Here is a 12,109-nt window from a genome sequence, read left to right on the forward strand (position 1 = left end):
TTTGGATTGGCTGCACTGGCGCCATCGCGAGCAGGCTCGCTCCCACATTGGATCTTCAGTGCTCACAAAATCGCTGTAGGAGCGAGGCTTGCCCGCGAAGGCGGACTCACATTTACAACAAATCCCAAGCCTGAAAAAATGCCCGCATCTCACGACACGGGCATTTTTCATTTCAGCTCACAACTCAGAAATCATACTTCGCGGTGATCTGCAGGTTGCGCGGCTCGCCGTAGAACGTGGTGCCGAAGTTGCCCAGGCCCGACATGTATTTCTTGTCGAAGACGTTGTAGGCATTGGCGGTGAAGCTCAAGTGTTCGTCGTATTGATAACGGGTCATCAGGTCCACGAGGGTGTAGCCACCTTGTTTGAGCAGAGTGTTGCCACCTTCACCGTTACCCAGGTTCGGGCTATAACTTTGGCCGTAAAACGCGCTTTGCCAGCTGACGCCGCCACCGATGGTGACCTGGTCCAGTGCGCCGGGTAGACGATAGGTAGTGAAGGTACGGACCACGTGTTCCGGTTTGCTTGAGGCGAGCGGGAAACCGAAGATACGTTGTTCGTCTTCGTCACGGGTACGCGCGTAGGTGTAGCCGGCAGTCACGTTCCAGCCATCCGCCAGTTCGCCTGCCAGTTCCATCTCCACCCCCTTGGTCGTGGCGCCGGAGATGGCTTTATAGACATCCTGTCCGGTGCCGACGTCGGTGGTGACGTATTGCGCAACGTTGTCCTGCTCGATCTGGAACAAGGCGAAGCTGGCGTTCAGCTTGCCTTCGAAATAAGCCGCCTTGATGCCGGTTTCGTAGCTGTCGCCTTCAACAGGCTTGAGGGTCGAACCGGTCACGTCCTTGTAGATTTGCGGCTGGTAGATCTTGGTGTAGCTGGCATACGCCGAGTACACGTCGTTCAGGTCGTAGACCACACCGGCGTACGGTGTGACGACGCCATGTTCCTTGTAACTGGCGTGGGTGTCGGTCTGGGTGGCGCCTGGATAGTAGGTGTAGTCTTCGTTGTACTTGAAGGTGCTCAGCCGGCTGCCGAGGATGAACGACAGGTCGTCGGTCGGACGCAGGCGTGTGGCCAGGTAGAGACCGTTCTGGCTTTGCGTGCGTTCGTACTTGCCGTTTTTCGGGAATTGCTGTTTTGGCAGGTGCCCGTTCCAGTCAAAGATGCTGCCTGGCACCAGTTCGAATGCGCTGGTGTCGTAGGTCGCACCGGTCTGACGTGAGTGGGCAGCCATGAAGCCAGCCACCAATTCATGCTCGCGACCACCGAGGGAAAACGGCCCGGAGAGGTTTACGTCTGCAGAGTTCTGTACGCGGTGGCCTTCCCAGCGTCCCCAGTAAAGGAAGTTGCCTTCGCCCGTGTCGGGGTCAGCGGAGCCACCGCTGGCCGAGGCCAGTTGGGTGTCGTGATCAGTGGTTTTCTGGTCGAAGCTGGCCTTGAACTTCCAGCCATTGGCCAGTGCCTGTTCCAGCGACGAGAAGTAAGTGACGCTGTCGAAATCACGGCGGCTCCAATCGGCGCCCGGGTTGAAACTGCGAGAGAAGTCGGTACGGCTGCCGTCGGTGAAGTACGGTGCGTTACCGGTCCAGGTACTGCCGCGGGGCGTTGCACTGGACTTGTCGACGCCAAAGGTCAACAAGGTATCGTCGGTCAGGTCAGCTTCCAGGATGCCGTAGAAGATGTCTTTTTTCTGGGTGTAATGGTCGATGTATGAACCTTTGTCCTGGTAGGCACCCACGAATCGACCGCGCACGTTGCCCGAATCGGTCAGCGAACCGGAGATGTCGCCTTCGGTGCGGTAATTGTCCCAGGAACCGGCGGTGGCGCTGACCGAAGCCTTGAAGTCCTTGGTCGGTTTTTTGCGGATCAGATTGACGGTGGCGGACGGGTCGCCGTTACCGGTCATCAGGCCGGTAGCGCCCTTGATGACTTCGATGTGGTCCAGGCTTGCCGCGTCGTCACTGTTGTTCGGGTTCTCGCCGTAAACGCCATCGTAGGGAATGTTGACGCCATCGTACTGGAAGTTGGTGATGGCAAAGCCACGGGCGGAAAATTCGGTACGGTCGCTGTCGTATTTCTGCATCGAGACGCCAGGCGTGTTGCGCAACGCATCGGCAACGCTGGTGACGCCACGATCGTCCATTTGCTGGCGCGTCACTACGGTCACCGATTGCGGCGTTTCGCGCAGGGTCAGCGGCAGCTTGGTCGCGGTGGTAGTGGCGCCGGTGGTGTAAGAGCCGGTGTCTTCGGTGTTCAGGCCCAAGGCCTGTCCGGAAATGGTGGTAGCGCCCAGTTGCAGACTCGCCCCTTCACCGGTTACCAGGGTGACGCTGTTGCCATTGATCTGGAACGAGATGCCGGTGCCTTTAAGCAAAGCATTCAGCGCCTCGGAAGGCTCCAGTGAACCGGACACGGCCCGTGACCTGACGCCGGCAACCTGGTCAGGGCTGTAGAGAATCTGCAGGTTGGTCTGCATGCCCAGCTCGGTCAGCGCGTTGGAAAGCGGCTGCACGGCAATATTTACTTTTACAGGTGCAGCATTGGCCATCGAGCTCCCCAGCAAGGTGGCGGTCAGCAATGCGCTGGTGAACAGGGTGCGATGCAAAGTCGGGCGCTTTACGGCCATCGCGAGAGGTGTGCGGCGTGGTAGAGGTCGCATTACTTACCTGAGCTCCTGAAAAGTTTTTGTTAATAAGAATGATTATTAGACGCGGCACGAACCAAAAACCGGAAAAAAACCCGGCAAATAAATTTTCGGAAGAAAAATGACGCGGTTGTGCGATGAGGGTGACGTCTGTGGCCAAGGTGACCTGTGGCGAGGGGGCTTGCCCCCGTTGGGCGGCGGAGCGGCCCTCTGCGCCAGTCAGTCATACCGGGCAACAGGTTTTACGACTGCTGCGCAGCCAAGCGGGGGCAAGCCCCCTCGCCACAGATTATCTCTCAGGTGCAGCAATCAGGCCGGTGCCAGCTCAGTGACGACCCGTCCGCTTTCCATCCGCACCAACTGGTCTGCGACGTCGAAGTAACGGTCATCGTGGGAGATCACGATGATGGTTTTGCCCAGGCGCTTGAGGTCGGGCAGCAACTCTGTATAGAAAATCCTGCGGAAGGTCGGGTCCTGGTCGGCCGCCCATTCGTCGAACACCAGCACCGGACGCTCTTCGAGCCAGGCATTGACCAACGCCAGGCGTTTACGCTGGCCGGTGGAGAGATCGGTAGTGGTGAAGTTGCCGTCCTTGACGCTGACCTTGTGCGCGATCTCCAGGCGTCGCAGGTATTGGTTGGCATCTTCGGGGATGTGCTGATCGCCCTGAACCACGTCGTCGAACAGATAATAGTCAGCGAAAATCGTGGTGAACAACTGGCGATAGTCATCACGGTTTTGCGCATCGATCACCTCGCCGTTGACGCGGATCTCGCCTCGTTGCGGCGTGTACAGGCCCAGCAGCAGCTTGATCAGCGTGGTCTTGCCGCAACCGTTTTCGCCGACAATGAAGGTGATATCGCCCTGCTTGATCGTCAGGTTGACCGGCCCGAGCTGGAATGGCGCGGCGCCTTCGGCAGCCGGGAAGGTGAAACGCACATCGACCAGTTTCAGCTCATGCACGGCTTGCTTTACGTTGCCCTTATCGCTGAGCAACAAGTGCGGTTCGGGGGTGGAAAACTGTTCGGACAACTCGGCAATCCGGCGAAAGGCAATCTGCGCACGGCTGACAATCGGCAATGTGCTGATCAAATGCTCCAGCGGGCCTTTCATGTACAGCAGCACCAGCACGAAGCCACTCATGACGGTTTTGTCGGCACTTGGCCAAAAGGATTGCAGCGCCAGCACCAGGCCGATGACCACGAAAAACAGCATCGAGCCGAAGGTTTTGGCGATGACGAAGGTATTGACCGAGCGGACCTGGGTCTTGCAGATGAATTCGGCTGTGGCCTGGATACCCGAAACAAACATGCGCTGGCGGCGCGGACGGTGGATGCGCAATTCCTTGGCGCCATCGGCAATTGCGTTGTAATGCTTTTGCAGCTCGTCTTCAGCGTCACGGGCGGCCATGAAACCCTGCACACCTTTGCTCTGGGCGTAAGCCTGGATTGCACTGCCGATCAGGATTGCGGCGACCATGATCAGGAACATTTGCCATGACAGGATCGCCAGGTAGCCCATGCAGCCCAGCGTCACGGTGAGGGAAATCGCCAGTGGGGCGAAGGCGAAGGCGAAGTCGCTGATGGTGTCGACGTCGTGGGTCAGTACAGGAATCAAGCGATGGCTGCGATAGCGTTCGATTTGTTCGATCGGTGCCGACAGAACCTTTTCACCGAGCTGTTTGCGCAATTTGGCGATGATGTGCTGGCCGACGTAATTGGTGCCGATGTCCGAACAGATCGAGCTCAAGAGCGCCAGCAGGCACAGGCCGGCGAACAAGGTGACCACGCCTTGGGTCAGGCCGGTGTCCGAATGCAGGGCATTGTTGATGGTCGCCAGCAGCACCGTGACGCTCAAGCCGCCGACCATGCCCAGAAAAATGGACGCGGCGACGATGAGCCGGAACGGTTTCAACAGGGCGAATAACTCGCCGATGGCGCCACGGGGAGGCTGGGTCATGGAAGACAGTTCCTTGGGTATAAAGGCAGATACCCAGTAGAACGTCTGGTCGAGGGGTTAATTTACAAGGTGGCCGATTGGCGGTGAGAGGCGGCGGGGCAATTGCTGGGATCACTGACACGAACCATTTCCCTGTTGGAGCGAGCCTGCTCGCGATGACTGACTTCCAATCGATACAAATGTCGACTGTGAGTCCGCCATCGCGAGCAGGCTCGCTCCCACAGGTTAAGAGGTGTGGTTTACAGCTCACGCACGATGCGGAACCCGATCCAGTCGCCACGCTCCTGCGGATACTGGCTGTTGCGGTTGCCGGAGCGAGAGAACACTGGCGCTTCGCCCCAGTCGTTGCCGCGTATGCGCACGGCTTCGCAGTCGGGCTCGACCCACGCGCTGCCGTCGGTTGGAGCGCCAATGTAGTTGGGGTGCTCGCAGTCTTCGACCCATTCATAGACATTGCCGTGCATGTCGTACAGGCCAAATGCGTTGGGTGGATAGCTGCCGGCCGGCGAGCTGTAGCTATAACCGTCCCCTGGACCGTAGGTATTGGCATGCTGACTGATGCTGTATTCCTTGCCCTCATCGAACGGGAACGGGAAAGGTCCTGCAGTGCCGCCTCGCGCGGCGTATTCGCGCTGGGCCTCGCTAACCATGTGGTAATTCTGCCCGGTCTTTTTCGAGAGCCAGGTGACGTAGTCTTTCACGTCATCAAAGTTCATGCACACCGCCGGTTGCCGCGGACCTTGCGGGTAACGCGGTTTGCTCGCGACGCATTCTCGACCCGGCCGCGTATCGCCGTTGGCGATGGTCACGCCGCTCTCGCGCACGTAGCTGTCCCATTCGCCGGCGGTGACCTGGAATCGGCTCATGGCGAACGGTTTGGCAAAGGTCACCTTGTGCATCGGGCTTTCGTCCGGTTCACGACCGACTTCTGCGTCCGGCGTACCCATGATGAAGGTTCCGGCCGGCAGCACGACCATTTCCGGGCAGTCTTTGCAGTCCTTGAATACCTTTCCGGGTTGCGGGGCGGCAGCGGCGTGGGCGGTGGCCGACAGCAGACTGGCGAGGAGCGTTGGGAGGGCCAGAGCCTTGAGGGGTATGCTTAAAAAATCTCGGTTCATCTGTCGTCTCGATTTAATAGAAAACGGGTCACTCGGTGATGGGCTTCTGTGGTGAGGGGGTTCACCCCCTTTGGGTGGCGCAGCCGCCCCAGCATTTCTCCAGATACATTGTGCCAGCAGGTCTTGCGACTGCTTCGCAGCCGAACGGGGGTAAACCCCTCGCCACAAAAGCCCCTTTGCCAGAGAAGTCCTCAAGCCACAAAAGCCCCTTTGCCAGAGAAGTCCTCAAGCCACAAAAGCCCCTTTGCCACAGAAGCCCTCAAGCCACAAAAGCTCCTTTGCTGCAGAAGCTCTCAAACTACAAAAACTTCCGTGCCGCAGGGTCAGGCGATCTGGCTCAGCACGGCAATGAACCGGTCGATTGTGTTTTCTGTGTTGAGCAACCCGGGCGCTATGCGGATCACCGGGCCGACGTCACGGTCCACCGAGTCGCAGACCACGCGGTTTTGCATCAACTGAGCGACGATTTTTTCGCACTCGTGGTCTTTGATCCGGAAGAAAGTGAAACCGGCGGACAGGTCCGGGCTCTTTGGCGTGACCAGTTCGACCCGAGGGTCTTCCAGCAGGCGGTTTTTCGCATAGGTATTGAGTGCGTGGATGCGCGCCTGCACCTCGGCCTTGCCCAGTTCCAGGTGCAGCTTGAACGCTTCGTCCAAGGCCCAGCGGTGCTCGAAACTGTGATAACCGCCAGGGGTCATGATGGTCGAGAACGTGGTCGCTTCGGAGAAGGTCGGAATCGTCGGCGTAACGTCCTTGAGCTCGGCGGAGCGGGCGCAGATGATGCCGGTGCCACGCGGGCCGAACATCCATTTGTGAGTGCCTGCGATGAAGAAATCGCAATGCATGTCGGGGAAGTCGAGGTCTTCGACACCGAAACCGTGCACGCCATCGACCACATAGAGGATGCGGTCCTTTTCCTCGCGATGGCGATTGTGCTCCTCAACCAGCTTGCCGATCTCTCCGATCGGCAGTTTCACGCCGCTGCCGGACTGCACCCAAGTCATGCCCAGTACACGGGTTTCGGCGCGGATACCTTGGGCAATCGAACCCACCACCTCATCGGCCGACACGTTGTGGCTGTTCTCGAACAGCTTGAGCTTGCGCACCTTGACCCCGTCCTTTTGCTGGCGATAGCCCAAGGCGTAGTTGGTTGCGTAGTGTTCGTGCTCGCTGGTGAGGATTTCCTGGTCCGGGCGCACATGAATACCACCGTAGATCAGCGACAGGCCTTCGGTGGTGCTGCCGGTCAGGGCAATTTGCTCGGGCCTGGCCTTGAGGTAACGACCGGCCCAGACGCGAACCGCTTGCTCGCGTTTTTCGCTTTCGCCCAGGTCCCAGTCCATCGCCAGGCCCGGGTTGCGATCGAGGTTGGCGCGGTGGCGTTCAATGGCCTCACGCACCGGCCGGGGGTGGGACGTGAGCAGAAAGTTGGCAAAGTGCAGGTAGTCCGGGTCCTGGTCGAACAACAGGCGCAATTGCGCCCATTTGTCTTGGGGCAGCGGCTGTGAATTGGCAGCCTGCGCCGGCAAGTTCACGGCAGAACTCAGGGGTAGGCCAGCCGCTAGAATACCGGCCTGCTTGAGGAAAGATCGACGATTGGTCATAAGTCGGTTCGCTGTGCAAACAGCAATCAGTTTTTCGCCAGCGGTCTGGACGACGCCTGCACCTGGTCCCAGACCCGCAGGAAGTTACCGCCCCAGAGCTTGGCGATATCGGCCTCGCTGTAGCCACGGCTGATCAGCTCGGCGGTCACGTTGCGTGCTTCGCTGACATCCTTCCAGCCATTCAGACCGCCGCCGTCATTGAAGTCGGAGCTGATGCCGACGTGGTCGATACCGATTTTCTTCACCGCGTAGTCGATCGCGTCACCGTAGTCCTTGAGCGTGGCTTTCGGCTCTTCGTCGACAATCGCGTAAAGCTGGCTGGCGTATTCGCCGAAGCGCTGTTCAGACCAGACGGTGATGATCGGATCACCCGGCATCAACGCCATCTCCAGACCCTGCAGCGGTTGCAGGTCGAAGCGCGCGCGCAGGGCGTTGAGTTTGTCTCGCGTGGTTTGGCTCAGCGGCTTGATGTACGTCGGGAAACCGACAATCTGCACCACGCCGCCGCTGTTTTTGATCAGTCGCATTTCCTGATCACTGAGGTTGCGCGGAATGTCCACCAGCGCACGCGGTGCTGAATGCGAGGCGACCATCGGCGTGCGGCTCAGCCGGGCAACTTGTTCCAGCGCCTTGGTCGACATCTGCGACACATCGATGATCACGCCCAGATCGTTCAAACGTCGCACCGCTTGTTTGCCAATCTCCGACAGCCCACCCAGGGCGTCGCGCGAATCATTGAAGAACGGCAGCGGTCGTGAAGAATCCGCCCAGGCATTGTTGCCCACGTAACTGAAGCCGAACATGCGCATGCCGCGAGCGGCCCATTTGTCCAGAGCATTGATATCGTCGCCCAGCGGATAGGCATTGAGCATGCTGATGAAAATCGCGAATTTGCCTTCGCCGTGCAGGCGGCGGAAATCGTCCGGGGTGTAGGCGATGGCGACCTGATTGGGGAAGTCACGAACCATGGTGCTGATGATTTTGTAGCGGGTTTCCTGCTCGAAACGGGCTTCTTCGACGAAACCGGCAGTGGGGCGGTGCGGGGCGTTGGCGCCGTTCCAGATTTCCGGCCAGCCAAAGATCGTCAGGGCCGCGCCGGACAGCCGACCGCGCCCGGTCTTGACCAGGTCGAATTGCCCGCTGCCGTCCTTGTCGGCTTCATTGCCGGCCGTGCCAAAATCCATCGGCACGGTGATGTGGCTGTCGAAAGAGAGCATGCGCTCTTGCAGCTCATCCGCCTGTTTCATCACTGCAACCGGGTAGCCGGGGTTAGCGTTGAACCAATTATCCCAGGCCGCAAAGCCTGCCCCGCCAACGATGGCCAGCGCCAAGGGCAGGGCAATGTAGAAAGCCTTTTTCGAACGAGGTTTTGTCATTGCCATCTCAGTCAGGTTCGCCGCCCCGCTGCGGGCGCAGGGGCCTTTGCTATCTGGGAGGAACGATTGGCCCGTTTGGAAATTTAGTGGGCTGATGACGCCATCGCGAGCAGGCTCGCTCCCACAGGGGATCTTCGGTGTTCACCCAATCCTTGTGGGAGCGAGCCTGCTCGCGATGCTTTTAAATTTTCACAGGCAACAAACGTTCTAGCTTGGATACAGCCTGCTCCATGGCTGACACAGGTAGGGCGATGAGGATTTCTCGACGATGGTTCATGGCAGGCCTGGCGCTGACCGGCGCCGCCGTGCCTGCTGCATTTTATGGGCATCGCGAATGGACGAATCCGGATCCGGCGATCACCCCCGGCGAAGCTTCATTCGATGTGGCGGGTATCGCCGGCCAGCAGTTGGCGAACGCATTACGCGGTGTCTGGCAGATTCGTTTCGAAGGGCGTGACGCCGGTATCGAAGGCCTGCCTCGGGACGGGCTGGAAGTGTTTCTCGATGTCGGCCATAAAGGCCGCGGCCTGGTCGGGTTTCTCGACACCGCTCAGCGCTTGCGTTCGGATGAAGAGCCACGCTATCGGGTGCTGGGCGATCTGGCGCAAGCTGATCCGTCTGAATTGAGCTGGCGGCTGGTCAATGCCAGTACCGCAAATGGCTCACCGGATTACGAATTCAGCATGACCCTGGACGAAGTCTGGGCCGGGTTCGGCAATGCCGGTAGCGGCACGCTCAGTGGTCGGGTGTTGAACCTCGATCGCCCACTGATAATGACTGCGCAGGACAACCGCTTCATTGCGGTCAAACGGGTTTTTCCCGAAGCTCGCGAGCGGACCGGTCTCAACGCGCCGCTGCTGGCCTGGCTGGTGTCCGCCGAACATCGGCTGTTTCACCAGCTCTGGCATGCCTCGCGCGACAAATGGCACAGCCTCTCCGAAGACAAGCGCAACGCCTTGCGAGGCATTGGCTGGCAGCCAGGCCCAAGAGACAAGGAACGTGATGCCAGGGGGGCGCGCAAGGATCGCAATGGCTCGGGCGTAGACTTTTTCTTCATGCACCGGCACATGCTGGGCACGGCGCGTTCGATGCAGGATTTACCGTCATGGCAGCACTTTCCGTTACCACAGCCGGAACTGGCCCGGGATCGCATCGGTTTCGCCAACTACTGCGATAACCACGACGGCACCGCGCTGCCTCCGACCTGGCTGGCCGACGACGATGCCGAGTACTCGCAATGGGTTAGCGACATCAAGACTGCCGAGACTTACCACAGCAATTTTCAGGTGTGGGAATCGCGCTACCGTGACCCGCGTTACCTGGCAAAGCTGACCTTGGGGCAGTTCGGTTCGGAGGTCGAGCTGGGGTTGCATGACTGGCTGCACATGCGCTGGGCGTCGGTGCCACGGGACCCGTCCAACGGCCAGCCAGTGCCGTTTGCCCGCGACACCGCAGACTTTTCCGCGCGCTGGTTCGCGGCGGAAAACGACTTCCTTGGCGACCCGTTTTCATCCCATGTAAACCCGGTGTTCTGGCATTTTCACGGCTGGATCGACGACCGTCTCGAGGACTGGTTCCGCGCCCATGAGCGTTTTCATCCGGGCGAGGTCAGTCGGCTCGAAGTCAATGGCGTGGCCTGGTTTGCGCCGGGACGCTGGGTCGAGATCGCAGACCCTTGGCTGGGGCCAGCCACGCACGGTTGCAGCACCACGCCGGGGCTGCAGGCCGGCAAGTCGGTTGAGATGGACCCGGAAACCATGAAACTGGCGTTGCGGATTATCTTTGGTGAAGACGAGAAGAAACTGGCCGATTTGTTCAGGAAAGTGCCGCAACGACCTTGGTATGCGCGTCATTTGAAGAGCAAGCCGATTACCAGTTAAACCGGTCAACCGAGTTAGCGTTCTTCGCGAGCAACCCGCTCCCACAGTCGACCGGGTTGTCTGGATAAACGCGGTCAACTGTAGGAGCGAGCCTGCTCGCGATAGCGAATTAGCAGGCGCTGATAATCACAACACCTGCCACCCGCCGCCCAACGCCTTGTACAGCGCAATGCTCGCCTGCAGCCTGGACAACCGCAGCCGCACATTCAAATCCTGCGCGGCATACAGCGTGCGCTGGGTTTCCAGTACGGTCAGCAAATCTTCGGCACCCGCCTGGTAACGGCTTTGCGCAAGTGTGAATGCGGTTTGCGCCTGGGAGAGCTCTTCGCTTTGCCATTGGCGCTGTGCATCCAGCCCGCGGATGCTGTTGAGGGCTTTTTCCACGTCGGCAAAGCCGTTGATAATCGCCCCGCGATACGTCTCCAGCAGTTCTTCCTGGCGGGCCTTAGCCTTATCGCGCTCGGCGCTCAAGCGACCATTGTTGAAAATCGGCGCAAGCAAACCGGCAGTGAGGTTATAGAAAGGGCTGCGCAAAATGTCCGCCGCCCGATCTGCCCCCGAGCCGAGTTCTGCGCTCAAGGTCACCTTCGGCAGCATCGCAGCACGGGCGACGGCAACGTCGGCTTGTGCGGCGGACAGTTGCGCCTCCGCCCGGGCGATGTCCGGACGCCGAGTGAGCAGTTCGCTGGGCACGCCAGTTGCGATGGTCGGCCATGACAGTTGATCAAAACGCTCTTGACCCACCGCCAGTTGCTGAACTGGCCGGCCGAGGAGGGCAGCCAGACTGATCAAGGCGTCCTGCGCCTGCTGCTGCACCGTCGGCAATTGCCGTTGTTGCGCCGCCACCAGGCTCTTTTGCTGCGCCAACTCCAGCGCCGTTGCAGAGCCTGAGTCAAAGCGCGTCTGCACCAGTTTCAATACGTTCTGTGCATTAGCCAGGTTTAGCTCGGCGATGCGACTTTGTTCACGCAGCGACAACGTCTGCGCATAGGTATCAGCTACTCCGCTGAGCAGCGTCAATTCCACTGTCGCCTGATCGAATTCGCTGGCCTGCAAAGCGAATCGCGCACTGTCACGGGACGCCCGTTGACCGCCCCAAAAGTCAATCTCGTAACTGGCGCTGAGGCTGGCGTTGAAGTAATCAACGGCCTTGTTGTCACTGTCGGCATCGAGCTGGCTGTAACCGTTGCCACGCAGCAGTTTTTGCCGGTTGGCATTGAGGGCGGCATTGACTTCGGGCAACCGCGAGCCGCCGGCGATTACGGTGTCGGCCCGCCCTTGACGCACCCGCGCCACTGCAGCGGCGAGGTCATGACTGCCAACCTGCGCTTGCTCGATAAGGCTTTCAAGTTCGCTGCTGCCGAATTGCCGCCACCACTGCAGGTTACTGCGAGTGGCGCTCTGCGTACGCGGCGACTGCCAGGCGGCGGGCGGGACGATGCCGCTGTCCGGGCGCTGGGCGGGCGTGCTGCACCCGCCGACCAGCAGGCAAAGACTCAACAGACTCAGGCGCGGTTTCATCAAT

Annotated in this window: 7 protein-coding genes; 1 reads left to right on the forward strand and 6 read right to left on the reverse strand. The window is 59.7% G+C overall.

Annotated elements, in window-relative coordinates:
* Positions 1-184: 184 nt before the first annotated feature.
* The 5 genes from ACYZTS_RS15410 to pvdM form a co-directional block, all read right to left on the reverse strand.
* The gene (locus ACYZTS_RS15410) at positions 185-2,662 is read right to left on the reverse strand and encodes a TonB-dependent siderophore receptor (RefSeq protein ID WP_461990227.1); all 2,478 of its coding nucleotides are present in this window, start codon (positions 2,660-2,662) and stop codon (positions 185-187) included.
* 294 nt (positions 2,663-2,956) lie between these two features.
* Positions 2,957-4,606, reverse strand: coding sequence for a cyclic peptide export ABC transporter (locus ACYZTS_RS15415; RefSeq protein ID WP_461990228.1), 1,650 nt, complete (start codon positions 4,604-4,606; stop codon positions 2,957-2,959).
* 239 nt (positions 4,607-4,845) lie between these two features.
* A complete protein-coding gene (gene pvdO / locus ACYZTS_RS15420) occupies positions 4,846-5,724 on the reverse strand; it encodes a dihydropyoverdine dehydrogenase (protein ID WP_461990230.1) in 879 nt (292 codons plus the stop codon).
* Positions 5,725-6,047: 323 nt separating this feature from the next.
* Entirely contained in the window at positions 6,048-7,328 is a 1,281-nt protein-coding gene (gene pvdN / locus ACYZTS_RS15425; RefSeq protein ID WP_461990232.1) for a pyoverdine-tailoring periplasmic protein PvdN, read from the reverse strand.
* 26 nt (positions 7,329-7,354) lie between these two features.
* The gene (gene pvdM, locus ACYZTS_RS15430) at positions 7,355-8,704 is read right to left on the reverse strand and encodes a pyoverdine-tailoring dipeptidase-like protein PvdM (protein WP_461990233.1); all 1,350 of its coding nucleotides are present in this window, start codon (positions 8,702-8,704) and stop codon (positions 7,355-7,357) included.
* Positions 8,705-8,955: 251 nt separating this feature from the next.
* Here pvdM and pvdP point away from each other — a divergent pair, with 251 nt between their 5' ends.
* A complete protein-coding gene (pvdP, locus tag ACYZTS_RS15435; RefSeq protein ID WP_461990235.1) occupies positions 8,956-10,584 on the forward strand; it encodes a pyoverdine maturation tyrosinase PvdP in 1,629 nt (542 codons plus the stop codon).
* Between the two features lie 126 nt (positions 10,585-10,710).
* On the opposite strand, the gene ACYZTS_RS15440 is transcribed toward pvdP, so the two are convergent.
* Positions 10,711-12,105 (reverse strand): efflux transporter outer membrane subunit, encoded by a 1,395-nt coding sequence (locus ACYZTS_RS15440; protein WP_461990237.1) that lies wholly within the window; start codon positions 12,103-12,105, stop codon positions 10,711-10,713.
* Positions 12,106-12,109: the final 4 nt, after the last annotated feature.

It is taken from the genome of Pseudomonas sp. TMB3-21, assembly GCF_054898145.1.